Here is a 20,071-nt window from a genome sequence, read left to right as displayed (position 1 = left end):
GATCGGGCCTATCTCATCAGGGAGGGCAGCCACAGGCTGAGCTGGGGGAAGGCGATCAGCACTCCCAGCATCGCCGTCAGCACGAACACGAAGGGCCAGCAGCCGCGGTAGATGGCACCCAGCCCCACGCCCGGCAGCAGCGCGTTCAGCACGAACATGTTCATGCCCACTGGCGGCGAGATCAGGCCGATCTGCACCACCATCACGATCAGCACGCCGAACCAGATGGGGTCGTAGCCGAGGGCGGTGATGATGGGGAAGAACAGCGGGATGGTGAGCAGCACCATGGTGAGCTCCTCCATCACCGTGCCCAGCACCACATAGATCGCCATCATGGCCACCACGACCATCACCGGCGACAGCCCGCTGCCGGTGATCAGGTCCTTCAGGTCGCCCGGCATGGTGGTGAAGTTGACGAAGTTGGCGAACAGCGTCGCGGCGATCAGCAGCGTGAACAGCATGGCCGTGGTGCGCGCCGATTCCACCAGCACCTCGGTGAGCTGGGCGAAGCTGAGGCGCCGGCGCGCCACAGCGAAGAGGAAGGCACCGGCCGCGCCGATGCCCGCGCCCTCGGTGGCCGTGAAGAAGCCGCCGTAGATGCCGCCCAGCACCACGAGCACCAACACCAGCACGCCCCAGATGCCGCGCAGCGCGCGCCAGCGCTCCGGCCAGCCGCTGCGGGCGCCGGCCGGTGCATGCGCCGGGTCGCGCCAGGTGATCCAGGCGATGCCCGCCATCATCAGCGCCGCGGATGCGAGCCCGGGGATCACGCCGGCGGCGAACAGCTTGCCGATGTTGGTCTCGGTGATGATCCCGTAGATCACCATGATGGTCGAGGGCGGGATCATGATGCCCAGCGTGCCGCCGGCCGCGATGACGCCCATAGCCAATGTGTCGCTGTAGCCCAGGTTCTTCATCGACGGATAGGCCACCTTGCCCATGGTCGCCGCCGTCGCGATGGAGGACCCGCAGATGGCGCCGAAGCCGGCGCAGGCCGCCACCGTCGCGTGCGCCAGGCCGCCGCGCTTGTGCCCGATGAAGGCATAGGCCGCATCGAACAGTTCCTGCGCCAGGCCAGCCCGCGCCACGAAGTTCCCCATGAGGATGAACAGCGGGATCACGGACAGCGTGTAGGCGAAGCCGGTCTCGTAGACCACCTGCGCCGTGGAGGCCAGGGCCGGCTCCCAGCCGCGCGTGAGCCCGATGCCCACGATGCCGACGCCGCCCATGGCGAAGGCCAGCGGCATGCGCAAGACGGCGAGCAGGAAGATGGCGGCGAACCCGATCAGCGCCGCCGTCACAGGGCGGTCCCTTCGCCTTCGGCCAGCGCGGCCGGCGGCCGCACGACCAGCGCGATGTGCACCAGGCCGGCCAGCCCGCACATCACCGCCATGCCGTAGATGAAATTCGACTTGGCGAACTTCAGTTGCGCGGTGGTCTCCCCGCTGGCGGCGAACTCGCCGGCGGTCTTCCACATCAGCGCGGCCAGCCCCAGCAGGGCGGCGGCGATCAGCAGGTCGATCACCGCCTTCTGGATGCGCACCGCGTGCGGCGGCAGCGAGGCGTCGAGCGAGTCGAACACCACGTGTTCGCCGCGCAGCGACACCAGCGGCAGCGCGGCGAAGATCACCACCACCATCAGCAGCTCTGTGAGTTCCAGCGAGCCGGGGATGGAGTGGTCCAGGAACTTGCGCCCCGCGACGTCGAAGAAGGTCAGGACCATGATGGCGAACAGCGCCGCCCCGGAGAGCAGGCCGCAGGCCAGGCGCAGCAGCTGCTTCAAGCGCGGCCTACTTCGAGGCCTTGGCGATCTCGGAACGGAACTCCGCGAGCACCTTGTCGGCCTGCGGCAGGCCCTTGGCCTCCGCCGCCTTGACCCACTGCGACTCCAGCGGCGCCGTCTTCGCCTTGACGTCCGCGACGAACTTGGCGTCGGCCTTGGTGATCTGCACGTTGTTCGCCTGCATGAGCGCGTAGGCGCGCCGGTCCACCTTGTCCCAGTTGCGGCCGAACTGGCGGGCGGCCACCTCGCCGGAGGCGGCGTCGACGGCCTTCTTGTCCTCGGGCGAGAGCTTGTCGTACTTCGCCTGGTTCATCAGGAAGACGAAGCTGGTGTTGTACAGGCCGCCCGGGAAGGTGGTGGCGTACTTGATCAGCTTGTCGATCTTGAAGGACTCGGTCGATTCGGCCGGGAACAGCGTGCCGTCCATGACGCCGCCGGAGAGCAGTTCGTAGGATTCCGGCGCCGGCTTCAAGGTGACGTTCATCCCGAGCTGTTTGGAGATTTCGTTGACCATGCCGCCGCCCACGCGCCACTTCAGGCCCTGCAGGTCTTCCACCTTGGTCACCGGCCGCTTGGTGTTGAAGACGATGCCCGGGCCGTGGGTGAAATAGGCCAGCACGTGCACGCCCTGGTGTTCGGCGTTGAACTGCGGGTACTTCATGGCGACCCGGTTGAAGGCCACCGAGATCGGCTCGGAGCTGTCGCCGAGGAAGGGGAACTCCGCCATCTGCGTCAGCACGAAGCGCCCGGGCGTGTAGCCGTGCACGGTGAAGGAGACGTCGGCCAGCCCGTTCTTGACGGCGTCGAAGGTGCCGGGCGGGTTGGCCACCGCGCGTGGGAGGATGTTGCAACGGACCTTGCCGCCGCTGTTCTTCTCGACCTGGTCGCACCATTCCTTCTGGGCGACGCTCAGGGCGTGGGTGGGCGGCACCCAGCTCGACACGGTGAGGACGGTCTGCGCGCCGGCGGGCGCGCAGGCGAGGGCGGCGAGGGCCGCCGCCGGGACCAGGTGACGCTTCATCCGAGGCACTCCTGTGGTCATGCGAGGTGCGAAAGACTGTAAAGGTGGTGTGCGCCGGCCGCGGTCCAGAGTTACCCCAAGCACCTATAATCAGAAAAAAGCACGATCGTTCTTTTTGTCAAGCATCTCCGATCAGGCCGCAGGGATGCCGACAATCGGGGTGCAAGCCCCGCATAGAATTCACGTTTACGTAAACGTCAATTCGGATTCCCCCAACTCTCCTGAGGAGCGCCCCGAGCATGAAGGTCCTGGTCCCCGTGAAGCGGGTGGTGGACTACAACGTGAAAGTCCGAGTCAAGTCGGACGGCAGCGGTGTGGACATCGCCAACGTGAAGATGAGCATGAACCCCTTCGACGAAATCGCCGTCGAGGAAGCCGTGCGCCTGAAGGAGAAGGGCGTTGCCACCGAGGTGATCGCCGTGTCCTGCGGCGTCGCCCAGTGCCAGGAGACCCTGCGCACCGCCATGGCCATCGGCGCCGACCGCGCCATCCTGGTCCAGACCGACGAGGCCCTGGAGCCGCTCGCCGTCGCCAAGCTGCTGAAAGCTCTGGTCGACAAGGAGCAGCCCGGTCTCGTGATCCTGGGCAAGCAGGCGATCGACGACGACTGCAACCAGACCGGCCAGATGCTGGCGGCGCTGGCGGACCTGCCGCAAGCCACCTTCGCATCGAAGGTCGAAGTGGCCGACGGCAAGGCGAAGGTCACGCGTGAAGTTGACGGCGGTCTCGAAACCCTGTCCGTGTCGATTCCGGCCGTGGTCACCACCGACCTGCGCCTGAACGAGCCGCGCTACGTGACGCTGCCCAACATCATGAAGGCGAAGAAGAAGCCGCTGGAGACCGTGACGCCCGACGCCCTGGGCGTGGACGTCAAGCCCCGGCTGAAGACGCTGAAGGTCGCCGAGCCGCCCAAGCGCGGCGCCGGCGTGAAGGTGCCCGACGTCGCGACGCTGGTGCAGAAACTGAAGACTGAAGCCAAGGTGATCTGATGGCCGCCCTCGTCATTGCCGAACACGACAACGCCCACGTCAAGGGCGCGACCCTGAACACCGTCACCGCGGCCAAGGCCTGCGGCGGCGACGTGCACGTCCTCGTTGCTGGCGCGAATGCCGGTGAAGCCGCCAAGGCCGCCGCGCAGATCGCCGGCGTGTCCAAGGTGATCCACGCCGACGGCGCGCAGTTCGAACACGGCCTGGCCGAGAACGTCGCGGCGCAGGTGCTGGCGATTGCTTCGAACTACTCGCACATCCTGTTCCCGGCGACCGCCAGCGGCAAGAACATCGCCCCGCGCGTGGCCGCCAAGCTGGACGTCGCGCAGATCAGCGACATCACCAAGGTCGACAGCCCCGACACCTTCGAGCGCCCGATCTACGCCGGCAACGCCATCGCCACCGTGCAGAGCACGGACAAGGTGAAGGTGATCACCGTGCGCACGACCGGCTTCGACCCGGCGGCCGCCACCGGTGGCAGCGCCAGCGTCGAGAGCGCCAGCGCCGTCGCCGACACCGGCAAGAGCACTTTCGTCGGAGCGGAGATCGCCAAGAGCGACCGCCCGGAGCTGACCGCCGCCAAGATCATCGTCTCCGGTGGCCGCGCTCTGGGCTCGAGCGAGAAGTTCCACGAAGTGCTGGAGCCGCTGGCCGACAAGCTGGGCGCCGCCATCGGTGCCTCGCGCGCCGCGGTGGACGCCGGCTACGCGCCCAACGATTTCCAGGTCGGCCAGACCGGCAAGATCGTCGCGCCGCAGCTGTACATCGCCCTGGGCATCTCCGGCGCGATCCAGCACCTGGCCGGCATGAAGGACTCCAAGGTGATCGTCGCGATCAACAAGGACCCGGAAGCGCCGATCTTCAGCGTGGCCGACTACGGCCTCGAGGCCGACCTGTTCACGGCCGTGCCGGAACTGATCGCGAAGCTGTAAGAAAGCAGTACGCCCTCCTCGCCGCGAGGAGGGTGCCCCGGGGGAGAGCTGGCGATGATCCACGCTTCCCCCCGCATCCCCAGGAGACTCCCCATGACCTACCGCGCTCCCGTCAAGGACATGCTGTTCGACATCGAGCACCTCGCTCGCATCGACCAGGTTGCGCAGCTGCCCGGCTTCGAGGAGGCCGGCCTCGATACCGCCCAGGCCGTGCTCGAGGAGTGCGCGAAGTTCAACGAAGGCGTGGTCGCGCCCCTGAACGTGGACGGCGACAAGAATCCGTCCAGCTGGAAGGACGGCCAGGTCACCACGACGCCCGGCTTCAAGGAGGCCTATCGCCAGTACATCGAAGGCGGCTGGCAGGCGCTGCAGCATCCCGCCGAATACGACGGCCAGGCGCTGCCCAAGACCATCGCGGCAGCGTGCATCGAGATGCTGAACTCGGCGAACCTGAGCTTCGCCCTGTGCCCGCTGCTGACCGACGGCGCCACCGAGGCGCTGCTGACGGCCGGCTCCGACGCGCTGAAGGACGTGTACCTGCGCAAGCTGGTGAGCGGCGAGTGGACCGGCACCATGAACCTGACCGAGCCGCAGGCCGGCAGCGACCTGGCGATGGTGCGCAGCCGCGCCGAGCCTCAGGGCGACGGCACCTACAAGGTGTTCGGCACCAAGATCTTCATCACCTATGGCGAGCACGACATGGTGGACAACATCGTCCATCTGGTGCTGGCCCGGGTTCCCGGCGCGCCGGAAGGCGTCAAGGGCATCAGCCTGTTCGTCGTGCCCAAGTTCATGGTGAACCAGGACGGCTCGCTGGGCGCGCGCAACGACGTGCACTGCGTCAGCATCGAGCACAAGCTGGGCATCAAGGCCTCGCCGACGGCCGTCCTCCAATACGGCGACAACGGCGGTGCCATCGGCTATCTCGTGGGCCAGGAGAACCGCGGCCTCGAGTACATGTTCATCATGATGAACGCCGCCCGCTACGCCGTGGGCGTGCAGGGCATTGCGGTGGCCGAGACGGCCTACCAGAAGGCCGCGGCCTACGCCAAGGACCGCGTGCAGTCGCGCCCGGTGGATGGCTCCGTCAACGGCTCCGCCACCATCGTGCACCACCCGGACGTGCGCCGCATGCTCATGACCATGCGCGCACTGACCGAAGGCTGCCGCGCGATGGCCAGCGTGGCCGCCGCTGCCTACGACGCGGCCCACCACGCGGCCGACGCCGCGGTGCGCCAGCAGAACCAGGCCTTCTACGAATTCCTGGTGCCGCTGGTCAAGGGCTACAGCACCGAGATGAGCCTGGAAGTCACTTCGCTGGGCGTGCAGGTGCACGGCGGCATGGGCTTCATCGAGGAGACCGGCGCGGCGCAGTACTACCGCGATGCCCGCATCCTCACCATCTACGAAGGCACGACCGCCATCCAGGCCAACGACCTCGTGGGCCGCAAGACTGCGCGTGACGGCGGCCAGGTGGCCCAGGCCGTCGCCGGCCAGATCGAGAAGACCGAAGGCGAGCTGGCCAGGAGCGGCAGCGCCGAAGCGCGCGCCATGGCCAAGCGCCTGGCGGCGGCCCGCAAGGCTTTCCTCGATGTCGTGGCCTACGTCGTGAAGGAAGGCAAGGCTGCGCCCAACGCCGTGTTCGCCGGCTCCGTGCCCTACCTGATGCTGGCCGGCAACCTGGTGGCGGGCTGGCAGATGGCGCGCTCGCTGCTGATCGCGGAAGGCCTGTTGCAAAAGGGACAGGACGCCGCCTTCATGCGCGCGAAGATCGCCACTGCGCGCTTCTATGCCGACCACATCCTGTCCCGCGTCCCGGGCCAGCGCGATGCGATCGTGGAAGGCGCCGACAGCGTCACCGCGCTGCCCCTCGAAGCGTTTTGATATGTAGGCTGGGTTGCGCGTCAGCGCATCCCGGCAATCCAGGAGTCCCGATGTCCCGACTGCCCGCCGTCCTGCAGAACCTGCCGCTGCCCGTCATCGCCTCGCCGATGTTCATCGTCAGCAACCCCAAGCTGGTGATCGAGCAGTGCAAGGCGGGGGTGGTCGGCTCCATGCCCGCGCTCAACGCGCGGCCGGCGGCGCAACTGGACGAGTGGCTGCACGAGATCACCGAGACCCTGGCCGCGCACAACCGCGCCCACCCGGAGCGGCCGGCGGCGCCCTTCGCCATCAACCAGATCGTGCACAAGAGCAATGACCGGCTCGAGCACGACATGCAAGTGGTGGTGAAGTACAAGGTGCCGGTCGTCATCACCTCGCTGGGCGCGCGCGTCGACGTCAACGAGGCGATCCATTCCTACGGTGGCGTCGTGCTGCACGACATCATCAACAACTTCTTCGCCCGCAAGGCCGTGGAGAAGGGCGCCGACGGCCTGATCGCGGTGGCGGCGGGCGCGGGCGGCCACGCGGGCGTCAAGAGCCCGTTCGCGCTGATCCAGGAGATCCGCCAGTGGTTCGACGGCCCGCTGGCGCTTTCCGGCTCCATCGCGACGGGCGGCGCGGTGCTGGCCGCGCAGGCCATGGGCGCGGACTTCGCGTACATCGGCTCGGCCTTCATCGCCACGCACGAAGCGCGCGCCAGCGAGGCCTACAAGCAGGCCATCGTCGAAGGCAGCTCGGACGACATCGTCTATTCCAGCCTGTTCACCGGCGTGCACGGCAACTACCTGAAGCCCAGCATCGTGGCCGCCGGCCTGGACCCGGACAACCTGCCCGAGAGCGACCCGAGCAAGATGAGCTTCGGCGGCGACGCCAAGAAGGCCTGGAAGGACATTTGGGGCGCCGGCCAGGGCATCGGCGCCGTGACCGCGGTGACGCACACGGCGGAGTTCGTCGCGCGCCTGAAGCGCGAGTACGCCGAGGCGAAGGCGCGGCTGGGCGTTTCCTACTTGTCGCCGGCGTAACTGAGTTCCGTGGCCGTTCCCCAGAACACCCGGTACATGAAGATCGTGTAGATCACGATCGCCGGCAGCGTGATGGCCACGCCGACGAACAGGAACACCAGCGAGTTGTGCGCGGCGGCGGCCTGCCACACCGTCAGGTGTTCGATGACGATGTACGGGTAGATGCTGTACGCCAGCCCCAGGAAGGCCAGCACGAAGATCAGCACCGTGCTCGCGAACACCACCCAGCCATAGCCCGCCTCCACGATCTGCTTGCGGCCGGCGACATGGAAGGCCGCAAAGAAGGCGGCGGCGCAAGCCACCGGAATCGGCAGCAGGCCGATGAACTGCGGCAGCGCGAACCAGCGCTCGAACACGTTGGGGCTCACGACCGGCGTCGCCAGCGAGATGCTCACCAGCGCCACGCCCATGGGCCACAGCACCAGCCGCGCCCAGCGCGTGGCCTTGGCCCGCAGCTCACCCCAGGTCTTCATGATCAGCCAGCCCGCGCCCAGCATGGCATACGCGGTGGGCAGCGTCACGGCGATGCCCAGCGAGAACAGGCGCGCGTAAAGCCCGTGGTCGAACGCCGTGAGGTAGCTCCCGAGCATCCAGCCCTGCGCCGCCGCCGCTGTCAGCGAGCCGAGCGAGAACAGGCGGTTCCACATCGCCTTGTGCGCATCGCGCGCCTTGACGCGGAAGTCGAAGGACACACCGCGCAGGATCAGCCCGATCAGCATCACGGCCACCGGCAGGTACAGCGCCGTCAGCACGACGCCGTGCGCCTGCGGGAAAGCCACCAGCAGCACGCCGATGCCCAGCACCAGCCAGGTCTCGTTGGCGTCCCAGAACGGGCCGATGCTGGAGACCATGACGTCCTTTTCGTCGTCGGTCGCGAAAGGCAGCAGCAGGCCGACACCCAGGTCGTAGCCATCCAGCACCACGTAGGCGAGCAGGGCCAGGCCCATGATCGCCATGAAGATCAGGGGCAGGACGGTGTTCCAGTCGAGTGCCATGCTGCGCTCCTCAGGCCGAGCCGCCGACGGGCAGGGCCGCCTTGGGGCTCTGGGGCGACTGCGCAGTGGGCATCGCCGGGTGCTCGGACATGTACATCAGCACCAGCACGTAGGCGACGAGCAGGAAGGCATACAAGGCCAGGTAGGCGATGAGGGTGGAAAGCACCACGCCGGGCGGATGCGGCGCCACGGCGTCCGCGGTGCGCAGCAGGCCGTAGACCAGGAAAGGCTGGCGGCCCACCTCGGTGACGGTCCAGCCCGCGATCGTGGCCACCCAACCGGCGAAGGTCATGCCGGCCTGCAGGCGCAGCTGCCAGCGGGCGAACGGCCGCTGGCGCCACAGCGACCACGCCGAGGACCAGGACACGGCCAGCATCAGCAAGCCCATGCCGACCATGACGCGGAAGCCCCAGAACACCGGCAGCACCGGCGGGTGCGCATCGGGAAACTGGTCGAGGCCTTTGAGCGTCGCGTTCGGGTCGTGGGCCAGGATGATGCTGGCCAGCCGCGGCACCTGGATCGCGAAGTCGGTGCGGCCCTCCTTTTCGTTGGGCCAGCCGATCAAGGTCAGCGGCGCGCTGGTCTCCGTGTGCCAGATGGCTTCGATGGCGGCGATCTTGGCCGGCTGGTGCTCCAGCGTGTTGAGGCCGTGCGCATCGCCCGCGAAGATCTGGATCGGGATCGCCACGGCCGCCGTCACGACGCCGGCGCGCAGCGCGCGGCGTGTGCCGCCGTTGGCGGTGCCGCACAGCATCTGCCAGGCCGAAAGCCCGGCCACCAGGAAGGCCGCGGTGAGGACCGAGGCCAGCACCATGTGCGCCAACCGGTAGGGGAAGGACGGATTGAAGATGATCGCCAGCCAGTCCTCGGCGAAGTACTGGCCGTTGGCGAAGCTGTGGCCCTGCGGGGTCTGCATCCAGGAGTTGAGGCTCAGGATCCAGAACGCCGACAGCGTGGTGCCGGCCGCGACCATCAGAGTCGCCGTCAAGTGCACGCGGCCCGAGACGCGCGTGCGTCCGAACAGCATGATGCCCAGGAAGGTCGCCTCGAGAAAGAAGGCGGTCAGCACCTCGTAGCCAAGCAGCGGGCCGGCGATGTTGCCGACCTTCTCCATGTAGCCGGGCCAGTTGGTGCCGAACTGGAAACTCATGGTCAGGCCGGTCACCACGCCGATCGCGAAGGTGAGCGCGAAGACCTTGGTCCACAGGTAGTACGCCTCCTCCCACTGGCGCGCTTCGTCCTGGTTTGCCGCGCGGCTGTTGCGGACCCGGAAGTACACCAGGAACCAGCTGAGCGCGATGTTGATGGCCGGGAAGAGGATGTGGAAACCGATATTGGCGGCGAACTGCAGCCGCGAGAGCATCAGGGTGTCCATGCGCGGGCGTCCTCCCAAAGGGCCCTGGAATCCTAGTGGATTCGCCCATTCCCGGGGAAAATGCGAGATACTGGATGGATGAACAGTATCGACCGCTCCACCGGGAATACCGTGGATGAGGTGCGGGTGCCGGTGCAGGCCATCAAGGGCCGCGGCAGCGCCACCCGCCTTGCGCACCGCTTCGAGCGCGAAGAGCGCGAGGCCTTCGACGATGGCTGGGAGCCGTCGGAGGAGGAGGGCGCCACGCCGGCGCCGCCCGCCACGCAGGTGATCTGGGAAAACGCGCGCAGCGTCATTTCCAGCAACGACTCGCCGGACATCTATTTCGACCGCTCGCTCAATCCCTACCGGGGCTGCGAACATGGCTGCATCTATTGCTACGCCCGGCCCACGCACAGCTACCTGAACCTGTCGCCGGGCCTGGACTTCGAAACGAAGATCATCGCCAAGCGCAACACGGTGGACCTGCTGCGCGCGGAGCTGGCGCGCAAGGGCTACCAGCCGCAGCTGCTGGCCATCGGCACGGCCACCGACTGCTACCAGCCGGTGGAACGGGAGCTGCGCCTCACGCGCGGCGTCATCGAGCTGATGCACGAGACGCGGCATCCCTTCGCGCTGGTCACCAAGTCCAGCGGTGTCGAGCGCGACCTGGACCTGATCGCGCCGATGGCGGCGCAGGGCCTGGCGGCGGTGTACGTGACCATCACGACGCTGGACGCGGAGCTGGCGCGCAAGCTGGAGCCGCGCGCCGCGGCGCCGCACCGGCGCCTGCGCGTGCTGAAGACGCTGGCGGAGCACGGCATCCCTTGCGGAGTGAGCCTGGCGCCGCAGATCCCCTTCCTCAACGAGGACATGGAGCAGGTGCTCGAGGCGGCCTGGGAGGCCGGTGCGCGCGAGGCCTTCTACCACGTGATCCGGCTGCCCTGGGAGGTGGCGCCCCTCTTCAAGCAGTGGCTGGAGCTGCACTACCCGCAGCGGGCCGCACGCGTGATGCATCGCATCCAGGACATGCGTGGCGGCAAGGATTACGACAGCGATTTCGCCACGCGCATGAAGGGCAGCGGCGCCTGGTCGGAGCTGATCGCGCAGCGCTTCCGCAAGGCAGTGGACCGCATCGGCTTCAATGCGAAGCGGGAGCGCCCGCGCTTCCCGGTCGACCTGTTCCGGCCGCCGTCACCGCCCGGGCAGGGCAGCCTGTTTTAAGGCAACAACGCCAACCCGAGCCCGAACACCAGCGCGCCCACGACCGCGCCCAGGATGTTCGACTGCAGCTGCGCCGGCCCTGGCAGGCGGCGCAACGCGACGTGCCACACCCACACCACCGGCACCACGGCCAGCACCAGCATCAGCGTGGGCACCTGCCAGCGCATGAAGTTGGGCCAGGGTGGCAGCAGGTTGCGCGGGCGCTGCTGCCACAGCGCTTCCGCCGGCAGGTCCTGCACCCAGAGGCCGCAGGCGAGGATGGCCGCGCCGAACACCAGCACGGTGATGGCGAGCCGGATGGTGCGGCGCCATCCCAGCAGGCTGAGGATCATGCCGCTGCCGCCAGCCAGCAGGGCCGCCGTGGACAGCGCCGCCAGCAGCGATTCGCCCGTCGTGGCCAGCCGCCACAGGCCCGCGTTGCAGGCCAGTCCGATCCACAGGCTCGCCACCGCCACCATCCGCGCCGGATGCATGGCCTGCCGCGCCTCGCCGGGCAGGAGGAGGGTGGAGTAGCCTGTCGTGCGGAACAGCTTCAGGGCCATGACCGCATTGTGACGGGGACGGCCGAGCTTGCCATCGGGGGTGTCCTGCGGGAGCCACAAACCGGTCTCGTCATGCCCGCGGAGGCGGGCAACCAGGGCGCCCAAGGAAAAAGCGGCCTTGCGGCCGCTTTCTCGAATGTCCTGGACCCCCGCCTTCGCGGGGGTGACGAGGTGGGACTAGGCGCTGAAGAAACCCTTCAGCTTGTCTGCCCAGGTTTCCTCGGCCGGCGAGTGCTTCGCGCCGCCCTTCTTGAGGGACTCGTCCAGTTCCTTCAGCAGCTTGCGCTGGTGTTCGGTCAGCTTCACCGGCGTTTCCACCACGATGTGGCAGTACAGGTCGCCGGGGTAGCTGGAACGCACGCCCTTGATGCCCTTGCCGCGCAGGCGGAACTGCTTGCCGGCCTGGGTGCCTTCGGGGATGTCGATGGCCGCCTTGCCGTCCAGGGTGGGCACCTCGATCTCGCCGCCCAGCGAGGCCCGCGCGATGCTCACCGGCACCACGACGTGCAGGTCGTCGCCATCGCGCTCGAAGATCGCGTGCTTCTTCAGCCGGATCTCGATGTACAGGTCGCCCGGAGGGCCGCCATTGGTGCCCGGCTCGCCGTTGCCGGCGCTGCGGATGCGCATGCCGTCGTCGATGCCGGCGGGGATGCGCACTTCCAGCGTCTTCTGGCGCTTGACCTTGCCCTGGCCGTGGCAGGTCTGGCAGGGCTCGGGAATGATCTTGCCGGTGCCGCGGCAGTGCGGGCAGGTCTGCTGCACGCTGAAGAAGCCCTGGCGCATCTGCACCACACCCGCCCCATGGCAGGTCGTGCAGGTCTTGGCCTGGGTGCCGGGCTTGGCGCCGGAGCCGTGGCAGGTCTCGCATTCGTCCCAGCTCGGGATGCGGATCTGCGCGTCCTTGCCCTTGGCCGCCTCTTCCAGCGTGATCTCCATCGCATAGGAGAGATCCGCGCCGCGATAGACCTGGCGGCCACCGCGCGCGCCACCGCCGCCGCGCTGCTGGCCGAAGATGTCGCCGAAGATGTCGCCGAAGGCTTCCGCGAAGCCGCCGAAACCTTCCGCCCCGGGGCCCCCACCGCGCATGTTCGGGTCGACGCCCGCATGGCCGAACTGGTCGTAGGCCGAGCGCTTCTCGGGCTCCGAGAGCATCTCGTAGGCTTCCTTGGCCTCCTTGAACTTGGCCTCCGCTTCCTTGGCGCTGTCCCCCTGGTTGCGGTCAGGGTGGAACTTCATCGCCAGCTTGCGATAAGCCTTCTTGATCTCGTCCTCGCTGGCGTTCTTCGGGACGCCCAGGACTTCGTAGTAATCGCGTTTCGTAGCCATGTTTCTTGACTGCTACAGCGAAAACGCCGCGTTGACGGATACCCGTCGAACGCGGCGGCTCGATGCGGGCAGGATCAGCCCTTCTTGACTTCCTTCACTTCCGCGTCCACGACGTTGTCGTCGTTCGCCGGGCCGGACGAGGCGCCAGCCGCTTCCGCACCCGGGGCCGCGCCTTCCGCGGCGCCGCCTGCAGCCTGCTGCGCGGCGTACATCTGCTCGCCCAGCTTCTGGCTGACCTGCATCAGCGCGTTGGTCTTGGCCTCGATCTGCTCCTTGTCCTCGGACTTCAGGGCTTCCTCGAGCTCCTTGGCCGCCGCTTCGATCTTGGACTTCTCGCCCGCGTCGATCTTGTCGCCGTACTCGGTGAGCGACTTGCGCACGCTGTGCAGCATGGCGTCACCCTGGTTGCGAGCCTGGACGGTCTCGAGCTTCTTCTTGTCCTCGGCCGCGTTCACCTCGGCGTCCTTCACCATCTTCTCGATCTCGCCTTCGGACAGGCCCGAGTTCGCCTTGATGGTGATCTTGTTTTCCTTGCCCGTGCCCTTGTCCTTGGCGCCCACGTGCAGGATGCCGTTGGCGTCGATGTCGAAGCTCACCTCGATCTGGGGCAGGCCGCGCGGCGACGGCGGGATGCCTTCCAGGTTGAACTCGCCCAGCAGCTTGTTGCCGGTGGCAATGTCCCGCTCGCCCTGGAACACCTTGATCGTCACGGCCGGCTGGTTGTCGTCGGCGGTCGAGAAGGTCTGCGCGAACTTGGTCGGGATCGTGGTGTTCTTCTTGATCATCTTCGTCATCACGCCGCCCAGGGTCTCGATGCCCAGGGACAGCGGGGTGACGTCCAGCAGCAGCACGTCCTTGCGCTCGCCCGAGAGCACCTGGCCCTGGATGGCGGCGCCGACGGCCACGGCCTCGTCGGGGTTCACGTCCTTGCGCGGCTCCTTGCCGAAGAACTCCTTGACCTTGTCCTGCACCTTGGGCATGCGGCTCATGCCGCCCACCAGGATCACGTCCTGGATGTCGTTGACCGACACGCCGGCGTCCTTGATGGCGATCTTGCAGGGCTCGATCGTGCGGGCGACCAGGTCGTCCACCAGCGCTTCCAGCTTGGCGCGCGTGAGCTTGATGTTCAGGTGCTTCGGACCGGAGGCATCTGCCGTCACATAGGGCAGGTTGATGTCGGTCTGCGTGCTGTTGGACAGTTCGATCTTCGCCTTCTCGGCGGCTTCCTTCAGGCGCTGCAGGGCCAGCACGTCGTTCTTCAGGTCGACGCCCTGTTCCTTCTTGAACTCGGTGACGATGTAATCGATGATGCGCTGGTCGAAGTCCTCGCCGCCCAGGAAGGTGTCGCCGTTGGTGGACAGCACTTCGAACTGCTTCTCGCCCTCGACGTCGGCGATCTCGATGATCGAGATGTCGAAGGTGCCGCCGCCGAGGTCATACACGGCGATCTTGCGGTCGCCCTTGCCGTGCTTGTCCAGGCCGAAGGCCAGGGCCGCGGCGGTGGGCTCGTTGATGATGCGCTTGACGTCCAGGCCCGCGATCCGGCCGGCGTCCTTGGTGGCCTGGCGCTGCGAGTCGTTGAAGTACGCGGGCACCGTGATCACGGCTTCCGTCACTTCCTCGCCGAGGTAGTCCTCGGCGGTCTTCTTCATCTTGCGCAGCACTTCGGCGGAAACCTGCGGGGGCGCCAGCTTCTTGCCGCGCTCTTCCACCCACGCGTCGCCGTTGTCGGCGGCCACGATCTTGTAGGGCATCAGGTCGATGTCCTTCTGCACTTCCATCTCGGTGAACTTGCGGCCGATGAGGCGCTTCACCGCATAGAAGGTGTGCCGCGGGTTCGTGACGGCCTGGCGCTTGGCGGAAGCGCCAACGAGGATCTCGCCGTCTTCCTGGTACGCGATGATCGAAGGCGTGGTACGGGCGCCCTCGGAGTTCTCGATGACCTTGACGTTGTTGCCTTCCATGATGGCAACGCACGAGTTCGTCGTACCGAGGTCGATGCCGATGATCTTCGCCATGTTGTGTTCTCCTAGTCTCTTGGCAGGGCAAGCTCGCCCTGTGGATCAATCTGTTGAGTAGTTGTGGATATCCGTTACGGATTCAAGGCTCGGCCGATCATTTCGGCGCGGCCACCGTGACCAGGGCCGGGCGCATCGTGCGGTCGGCAATGGAGTAGCCCTTCTGCAGCACGGCCACCACGGTGTTCGCTTCCTGCTCCGCCGGCACCATCGAAATCGCCTGGTGCAGGTGGGGGTCGAACTTGGTGCCGGCGGCCGGGTTGATCTCGATCACCTTGTTGCGCTCGAGCGCGGCTTTCAGCTGGCGCAGCGTGGCTTCGGCGCCTTCGCGGATCTGTTCCACGGTGCCGCCGGAGTGGGCCAGGCCGGCTTCCAGGCTGTCGGCCACGGGCAGCAGGCTTTCGGCGAAGCCTTCCACGGCGAACTTGCGGGCCTTGGAGACTTCTTCGTCGGCGCGGCGGCGGATGTTCTGCATCTCGGCCTGGGAGCGCAGCAGCTGGTCGCCCAGCTCCTTGTTCTTCGCTTCCAGTGCGGCGCACTGGGCCTGCCAGTCGGTCGGGGCGGCCTGCTGGCCGGCGGCGTCATTGGCGGCAGCGTTGCCGGCTGCCTCGGGGGCAGCGTCGAGCGGACGGTCGCTCTCGGTCTGGACGTTGTCGGGCATCTCTTGGGAAAGGGGTGTTCTGGAAAGACGCCGGGCAATTGGGGGCGCGAAAGACCCTTTCAAGGCACGGCCATTGAAAAAATCACGCACCCGGCGACGGGGCGTGATTTTGACATCGGGCAGGCCCGGAGGGGCCCTGGTGGCTGGGTTGCGGCGAAGCCGCACTCCAGCGAACCTGTCTTATCGCGTCTCGATCAGCTCGACGTCGAACTTCAGGGTCGCGTTCGGCGGGATCACGCCGCCGGCGCCGCGGGCGCCATACCCCAGCTCCGGGGGGATGACCAGGGTGCGCTTGCCGCCCACCTTCATGCCCGCCACGCCTTCGTCCCAGCCCTTGATCACCATGCCGGCGCCCAGGGAGAACTCGAAAGGCGAGTTGCGGTCGCGGCTGGAATCGAACTTGGCCCCCTGCACGCCGTTGTTGTACAGCCAGCCGGTGTAGTGGACGCGGACGTCGTTGCCGGGCTTGGCCTCGGGGCCGCTGCCCACGAGCTCGTCTTCGTATTGCAGGCCGCTGGGGGTGGTGATCATGGGTTTCTTTCTTGGGTGTGTCAGAGGAGCCCGCGGCGGGCCAGGTCGCGCATGAGGGCGCCCGCGCCATAGCGCCAGGGGGCCACGCGATCGGAGTGGTTGACGCGGTTCGCCAGTGTACCGAGGCGCGGCGTGGCGATGGCGACCAGGTCGCCCACGGCGTGGGTGAAGCCCTGGCCGGGACCGTGGCGGTCCTGCGTGGGCGCGAACATGGTGCCCAGGAACAGCACGAAGCCGTCCGGGTACTGGTGGTTGGCGCCTATGCCTTGCGCCACCAGGTCCAGCGGGTCGCGGCTGATCCTGCCCAGGCTGCTGGAGCCTTCCATGACGAAGCCTTCGGGGCCCACGACCTTCATCGCCAACTCGCACTGGCGCACGTCGTCGATCGTGAAGTGCGCATCGAACAGGCGCAGGAAGGGCCCGATCGCGCAACTGGCGTTGTTGTCCTTGGCCTTCCCGAGCAGCAGGGCGCTGCGGCCTTCGAAGTCGCGCAGGTTGACGTCGTTGCCCAGCGTCGCGCCCACGGTTTCGCCGCGGCCGTTGACGGCCAGCACGATTTCCGGCTCGGGGTTGTTCCACTCGCTCTTGGGATGGATGCCGATCTCGGCGCCGGTGCCCACCGCGCTCATGGGCTGGGACTTGGTGAAGATCTCGGCATCGGGGCCGATGCCGACTTCCAGGTACTGCGACCACAGCTTGCGCGCGACCAGCACTTCCTTCAGCTTGTCCGCGTCCGGCGAGCCGGGCCGCACGCGCGAGAGGTCGTCGCCGATCACGGCCACCACTTCCTTGCGTACCGATTCGGCCAGCGCCGGGTTGCCGCGCGCCTGCTCCTCGATGACGCGTTCCAGCATCGAGGCGACGAAGGTGACGCCGGCCGCCTTGATCGCCTGCAGGTCGCAAGGCGCGAGCAGGTACGGCGTGTCGTCGACGCGCTTGTCGGCATGGCTGTTGGCGATGACCTTGGCGAGCGGCGCGATCCTGGCGCCCTGGTGCGCGCGCACCGCGGCGGCCGCGTCGGGCAGTTCCAGCAGCGCGCTGCAGGTGGGGGCGAGCTTCGACAGGTCGACCAACTGGTCGCCTTCGACTTTGACCAGCACCGCGCCCTGGCCTTCGACCCACACGCGGCCGACCAGGGTGGCTTGCTGCGCATCGGCGGGCAGCGTCGCCGCGAGGAATTCGTTCATGGCGGGGTCCCTAGTTTCTTCTTCGCCTGGGCGGCGGTCCACTTGGCGGCGAAGGGTTGCAGTTCGGCCAGGCGCTTCAGCAGGTCGGCGCCGCTGGCGGTGACGCTGTAGCCTTCGCCGTTGTGCTGCAGCAAGCCGGCCTCGCGCAGTTCCTTGATGCGGGTGTTGAGCGTGTTGGGCGTGATGCCGCCCACGCTGTCCTGCAGCAGTCGGAAAGTCTGCGGATGGCCGTCGCGCAGCGCCCACAGCACCCGCATGGCGTAGCGCGCTTCCAGCAGTGCGAACAGCTGGTGGGTGGCTGCATTTTCCTTGGGGCTCATGCTCCTGGCTTCTCCGCCGGCGGCAGGCCGGGGAAGCGAGTGTACGCAGGCGCCGCTACATAAACAATAGCGGGACTACAACGGATTGCGCGGCGTCAATCCGGCTGGTAGATCTTCTTCAAGAGCTTGATCAGCGTCTTCAGTTCGGCCGGCGACAGGCGCCCGGCCACGCCGGCTTCCAGCTCGCTGGCGGTCTTCTCGGCGTCGCGCACCAGCTTTTCGCCGCCCGGCGTCAGGTGCAGGCCCATGGCCCGGCCGTCGCGCGGATGCGGCAGGCGCGACACCAGCTCGCGCTTTTCGAGCGCATTCAGCATGCCCACCAGGTTGGGCGGCAGGATGCCCAGCGCGCTGCACAGCTGGCGCGAGGTGATGCCCGGGTTATGGGCCACCAGCGACAGCACGGAAAAATCGACCGGCCGCAGCTTGTACGGCGCCATGGCCTCCAGGAACACTTCGATCACGGACAGGGCCGCGCGGCGGGCGTTGTAGCCCAGCAGCGTTTCCAGGTAGCTGGAGTCGATCGTCTCCACCGAAGGGACTTCGCGGGCGCCGTTGGCGGGAGGGCGGGGCAGGCGGAGGCGGGGCATGGTTCAGGCCGCCAGCGGCTGGCCGCATTGGGTGCGCAGGATGGCCATGCGCATCTCGAACTCCGGCAGGATGCGCAGCCGCGCGGCGGCGGCGGGCTGGGCCCAGCGCGGGCTGCTGCCTGCGGGCGCGCGGGTGATGCGCTCCCAGGCCCAGCCCAGGAGGGCGAGTCCCACGGCGCGCAGGTAGTCGTCAGCGGCTTCACAAGCCAGCGTGGGATCCTGCGCTGCAGCCAGCGCGCGCGTCACCTCGCGCAAGGCCGCGAAGCGCTCGCGCGTGGGCGCGTCATCCAGTTCGGTTTCCAGGGAGGCGAGCACTGCAGCCAGCGCCTGGCCGCCATCGGGCAGCACCTTGCGCGCCAGCAGGTCGATGGCCTGGATCTCGTTGGTGCCCTCGTAGATCATGGTCACGCGGCTGTCGCGCACGATCTGCTCGATGCCCCATTCCTTGACGTAGCCGTGGCCGCCGAACACCTGCAGGCAACGGCTGGCGCCGCTGAAGCCCTGCTCGGTGCAGATGGACTTCAGCACCGGCGTGACCAGGCTGCACCACTGCTGCGCCGCGGCACGGCGGCTGGCGTCGGGGTGGTGCTTCGCCAGGTCCAGTTCCAGCCCGGTGCGGTAGGCGAGCAGGCGCAGGCCGTCGATCCAGGCCCGCTCGGTGTCGAGGATCCGGCGCACCGCGGGGTGGCGGATGATCGGATCGGCCGCACCTTCACCGCGCAGCGCGCCCGGCGCGCGCATCTGCGTGCGCTCCTGCGCGTAGGCCTCGGCCTTCTGCCAGGCGGCATCGAGCAGGCCGATGCCTTGCAGCGCCACGTGCAGCCGCGCCGCGTTCATCATCACGAACATCGCGTTCAGGCCGCGGCCGGCATCGCCCACGCGCCAGCCGGTCGCATTGTCGAAGCGCATCACGCAGGTGGGGCTGCCGTGCAGGCCCATCTTCTCTTCGATGCGATCGCAGTGGACCGTGTTGCGGCTGCCGTCCTGCAGAAGCTTCGGCGCGAGGAACAGCGACAGCCCCTTCGGCCCCGCCGGCGCGCCTGGCTCGCGGGCCAGCACCAGGTGCACGATGTTGTCCGTGAGGTCGTGCTCGCCGCCGGAGATGAAGATCTTGCTGCCGCTGATGCGGAAGCTGCCATCCGCCTGCGGCACCGCTTGCGTGCGCGCCAGCCCGAGGTCGCTGCCTGCGTGCGGCTCGGTGAGGCACATCGTGGCCAGCCATTCGCCGCTGGCGATCCTGGCCAGGTAGGTGGACTTCAGTTCCTCGCTGCCATGGTGCTTGAGGCATTCGTAGGCGCCGTGCAGCAGGCCCGGGGCCATCGTCCAGCCGTGGTTGGCGCCACTGAGCATCTCGTACAGCACGCCTTCCAGCACCCAGGGCAGGCCCTGGCCGCCGTCTTCGGTGGCGCAAGCCAGCGCCGGCCAGCCGGCTTGCCAGAACGCGCGGTAGGCAGCGGCGAAACCGGGCGGCGTGAGGACGCGCCCGTTGTCGAACTTGCAGCCGGGCGCATCGCCCACCGCTTGCAGCGGAGCGACCACGTCGGCGACGAACTTGCCGGCCTCTTCCAGCACCTGCGAGAGAAGGTCGCCATCGACTTCGGCGAACGCAGGCAGGGCAGGCAGGACGCGGTCCGCCTGCAGCACGTCGAACAGGAGATGGCGTTGGTCGTCGGTGGAAGGCCGGTAGGAAGGCAT

The 20,071-nt window shown here is 67.8% G+C and carries 19 protein-coding genes; 5 read left to right on the top strand and 14 right to left on the bottom strand.

All coding sequences use genetic code 11. From position 1 onward, the window contains the following. Nucleotides 1–8: 8 nt before the first annotated feature. The 3 genes from HHL11_RS21295 to HHL11_RS21285 are packed head-to-tail and all read right to left on the bottom strand — an operon-like array spanning nucleotide 9 to nucleotide 2,804. Complete coding sequence (locus tag HHL11_RS21295; protein ID WP_169420571.1) at nucleotides 9–1,301, bottom strand: TRAP transporter large permease subunit; 1,293 nt, start codon at nucleotides 1,299–1,301, stop codon at nucleotides 9–11. Further along, a complete protein-coding gene (locus HHL11_RS21290) occupies nucleotides 1,298–1,783 on the bottom strand; it encodes a TRAP transporter small permease (RefSeq protein ID WP_240980356.1) in 486 nt (161 codons plus the stop codon). The genes HHL11_RS21295 and HHL11_RS21290 overlap by 4 nt, the downstream gene beginning before the upstream one ends. A gap of 7 nt (nucleotides 1,784–1,790) precedes the next feature. After that, a complete protein-coding gene (locus HHL11_RS21285; protein WP_169420570.1) occupies nucleotides 1,791–2,804 on the bottom strand; it encodes a TRAP transporter substrate-binding protein in 1,014 nt (337 codons plus the stop codon). A gap of 239 nt (nucleotides 2,805–3,043) precedes the next feature. Between HHL11_RS21285 and HHL11_RS21280 the strand changes: the two genes are divergently transcribed. The 4 genes from HHL11_RS21280 to HHL11_RS21265 all read left to right on the top strand — a co-directional run bounded on the left by HHL11_RS21280 (nucleotide 3,044) and on the right by HHL11_RS21265 (nucleotide 7,631). Then, nucleotides 3,044–3,793: an electron transfer flavoprotein subunit beta/FixA family protein gene (locus tag HHL11_RS21280; protein ID WP_169420569.1), complete on the top strand. Its 750-nt coding sequence runs from the start codon at nucleotides 3,044–3,046 to the stop codon at nucleotides 3,791–3,793. Then, entirely contained in the window at nucleotides 3,793–4,725 is a 933-nt protein-coding gene (locus HHL11_RS21275; protein WP_169420568.1) for an electron transfer flavoprotein subunit alpha/FixB family protein, read from the top strand. Before HHL11_RS21280 ends, HHL11_RS21275 begins: the two co-directional genes overlap by 1 nt. A gap of 93 nt (nucleotides 4,726–4,818) precedes the next feature. Further along, nucleotides 4,819–6,609 carry an acyl-CoA dehydrogenase gene (locus HHL11_RS21270; RefSeq protein ID WP_169420567.1) on the top strand — a complete coding sequence of 597 codons (1,791 nt, stop codon included), beginning with the start codon at nucleotides 4,819–4,821 and terminating at the stop codon, nucleotides 6,607–6,609. 50 nt (nucleotides 6,610–6,659) lie between these two features. After that, nucleotides 6,660–7,631 carry an NAD(P)H-dependent flavin oxidoreductase gene (locus HHL11_RS21265; protein ID WP_169420566.1) on the top strand — a complete coding sequence of 324 codons (972 nt, stop codon included), beginning with the start codon at nucleotides 6,660–6,662 and terminating at the stop codon, nucleotides 7,629–7,631. Here HHL11_RS21265 and HHL11_RS21260 read toward each other — a convergent pair. Then, entirely contained in the window at nucleotides 7,613–8,626 is a 1,014-nt protein-coding gene (locus HHL11_RS21260; RefSeq protein ID WP_169420565.1) for a cytochrome d ubiquinol oxidase subunit II, read from the bottom strand. The genes HHL11_RS21265 and HHL11_RS21260 overlap by 19 nt on opposite strands. A gap of 10 nt (nucleotides 8,627–8,636) precedes the next feature. Next, complete coding sequence (locus HHL11_RS21255) at nucleotides 8,637–10,001, bottom strand: cytochrome ubiquinol oxidase subunit I (RefSeq protein ID WP_169420564.1); 1,365 nt, start codon at nucleotides 9,999–10,001, stop codon at nucleotides 8,637–8,639. Between the two features lie 78 nt (nucleotides 10,002–10,079). Between HHL11_RS21255 and HHL11_RS21250 the strand changes: the two genes are divergently transcribed. Continuing rightward, on the top strand, nucleotides 10,080–11,204 hold the full coding sequence (locus tag HHL11_RS21250) for a PA0069 family radical SAM protein (protein WP_205964511.1): 1,125 nt from the start codon (nucleotides 10,080–10,082) through the stop codon (nucleotides 11,202–11,204). On the opposite strand, the gene HHL11_RS21245 is transcribed toward HHL11_RS21250, so the two are convergent. The 9 genes from HHL11_RS21245 to HHL11_RS21205 form a co-directional block, all read right to left on the bottom strand. Further along, on the bottom strand, nucleotides 11,201–11,746 hold the full coding sequence (locus HHL11_RS21245) for a hypothetical protein (protein ID WP_169420563.1): 546 nt from the start codon (nucleotides 11,744–11,746) through the stop codon (nucleotides 11,201–11,203). The genes HHL11_RS21250 and HHL11_RS21245 overlap by 4 nt on opposite strands. Before the next feature lie 177 nt (nucleotides 11,747–11,923). Beyond that, nucleotides 11,924–13,072: a molecular chaperone DnaJ gene (gene dnaJ / locus HHL11_RS21240; RefSeq protein ID WP_169420562.1), complete on the bottom strand. Its 1,149-nt coding sequence runs from the start codon at nucleotides 13,070–13,072 to the stop codon at nucleotides 11,924–11,926. A 74-nt stretch (nucleotides 13,073–13,146) separates the two neighbouring features. Then, nucleotides 13,147–15,090 carry a molecular chaperone DnaK gene (gene dnaK, locus HHL11_RS21235; RefSeq protein WP_169420561.1) on the bottom strand — a complete coding sequence of 648 codons (1,944 nt, stop codon included), beginning with the start codon at nucleotides 15,088–15,090 and terminating at the stop codon, nucleotides 13,147–13,149. 97 nt (nucleotides 15,091–15,187) lie between these two features. After that, a complete protein-coding gene (grpE, locus tag HHL11_RS21230) occupies nucleotides 15,188–15,751 on the bottom strand; it encodes a nucleotide exchange factor GrpE (RefSeq protein ID WP_169420560.1) in 564 nt (187 codons plus the stop codon). A gap of 180 nt (nucleotides 15,752–15,931) precedes the next feature. After that, entirely contained in the window at nucleotides 15,932–16,282 is a 351-nt protein-coding gene (locus HHL11_RS21225; protein ID WP_169420559.1) for an FKBP-type peptidyl-prolyl cis-trans isomerase, read from the bottom strand. A 20-nt stretch (nucleotides 16,283–16,302) separates the two neighbouring features. Continuing rightward, nucleotides 16,303–17,469 carry a fumarylacetoacetate hydrolase family protein gene (locus HHL11_RS21220; protein ID WP_169420558.1) on the bottom strand — a complete coding sequence of 389 codons (1,167 nt, stop codon included), beginning with the start codon at nucleotides 17,467–17,469 and terminating at the stop codon, nucleotides 16,303–16,305. Beyond that, nucleotides 17,466–17,789: a winged helix-turn-helix transcriptional regulator gene (locus HHL11_RS21215; RefSeq protein ID WP_169420557.1), complete on the bottom strand. Its 324-nt coding sequence runs from the start codon at nucleotides 17,787–17,789 to the stop codon at nucleotides 17,466–17,468. Before HHL11_RS21215 ends, HHL11_RS21220 begins: the two co-directional genes overlap by 4 nt. 95 nt (nucleotides 17,790–17,884) lie before the next feature. Then, nucleotides 17,885–18,376, bottom strand: coding sequence for a MarR family winged helix-turn-helix transcriptional regulator (locus HHL11_RS21210; RefSeq protein WP_169420556.1), 492 nt, complete (start codon nucleotides 18,374–18,376; stop codon nucleotides 17,885–17,887). 3 nt (nucleotides 18,377–18,379) lie between these two features. Beyond that, nucleotides 18,380–20,071: an acyl-CoA dehydrogenase family protein gene (locus tag HHL11_RS21205; protein WP_169420555.1), complete on the bottom strand. Its 1,692-nt coding sequence runs from the start codon at nucleotides 20,069–20,071 to the stop codon at nucleotides 18,380–18,382.

Origin of the sequence: Ramlibacter agri, assembly GCF_012927085.1 — a bacterium.
Taxonomy (GTDB): Bacteria; Pseudomonadota; Gammaproteobacteria; order Burkholderiales; family Burkholderiaceae_C; genus Ramlibacter; species Ramlibacter agri.
Note: the sequence above shows the minus strand (reverse complement) of the source record. Positions and strands in the feature narration are given on the sequence as shown.

Bases quoted from the DNA above. Each gene is read 5' to 3' on its own strand.
- HHL11_RS21280 (WP_169420569.1), top strand. From the start codon at position 3,044: ATGAAGGTCCTGGTCCCCGTGAAGCGGGTGGTGGACTACAACGTGAAA.
- HHL11_RS21205 (WP_169420555.1), bottom strand. From the start codon at position 20,071: ATGCCTTCCTACCGGCCTTCCACCGACGACCAACGCCATCTCCTGTTC.
- grpE (WP_169420560.1), bottom strand. From the start codon at position 15,751: ATGCCCGACAACGTCCAGACCGAGAGCGACCGTCCGCTCGACGCTGCC.
- HHL11_RS21255 (WP_169420564.1), bottom strand. From the start codon at position 10,001: ATGGACACCCTGATGCTCTCGCGGCTGCAGTTCGCCGCCAATATCGGT.
- HHL11_RS21210 (WP_169420556.1), bottom strand. From the start codon at position 18,376: ATGCCCCGCCTCCGCCTGCCCCGCCCTCCCGCCAACGGCGCCCGCGAA.
- HHL11_RS21275 (WP_169420568.1), top strand. From the start codon at position 3,793: ATGGCCGCCCTCGTCATTGCCGAACACGACAACGCCCACGTCAAGGGC.
- HHL11_RS21225 (WP_169420559.1), bottom strand. From the start codon at position 16,282: ATGATCACCACCCCCAGCGGCCTGCAATACGAAGACGAGCTCGTGGGC.
- dnaK (WP_169420561.1), bottom strand. From the start codon at position 15,090: ATGGCGAAGATCATCGGCATCGACCTCGGTACGACGAACTCGTGCGTT.
- HHL11_RS21270 (WP_169420567.1), top strand. From the start codon at position 4,819: ATGACCTACCGCGCTCCCGTCAAGGACATGCTGTTCGACATCGAGCAC.
- dnaJ (WP_169420562.1), bottom strand. From the start codon at position 13,072: ATGGCTACGAAACGCGATTACTACGAAGTCCTGGGCGTCCCGAAGAAC.
- HHL11_RS21215 (WP_169420557.1), bottom strand. From the start codon at position 17,789: ATGAGCCCCAAGGAAAATGCAGCCACCCACCAGCTGTTCGCACTGCTG.
- HHL11_RS21265 (WP_169420566.1), top strand. From the start codon at position 6,660: ATGTCCCGACTGCCCGCCGTCCTGCAGAACCTGCCGCTGCCCGTCATC.
- HHL11_RS21245 (WP_169420563.1), bottom strand. From the start codon at position 11,746: ATGGCCCTGAAGCTGTTCCGCACGACAGGCTACTCCACCCTCCTCCTG.
- HHL11_RS21250 (WP_205964511.1), top strand. From the start codon at position 10,080: ATGAACAGTATCGACCGCTCCACCGGGAATACCGTGGATGAGGTGCGG.
- HHL11_RS21260 (WP_169420565.1), bottom strand. From the start codon at position 8,626: ATGGCACTCGACTGGAACACCGTCCTGCCCCTGATCTTCATGGCGATC.
- HHL11_RS21285 (WP_169420570.1), bottom strand. From the start codon at position 2,804: ATGAAGCGTCACCTGGTCCCGGCGGCGGCCCTCGCCGCCCTCGCCTGC.
- HHL11_RS21220 (WP_169420558.1), bottom strand. From the start codon at position 17,469: ATGAACGAATTCCTCGCGGCGACGCTGCCCGCCGATGCGCAGCAAGCC.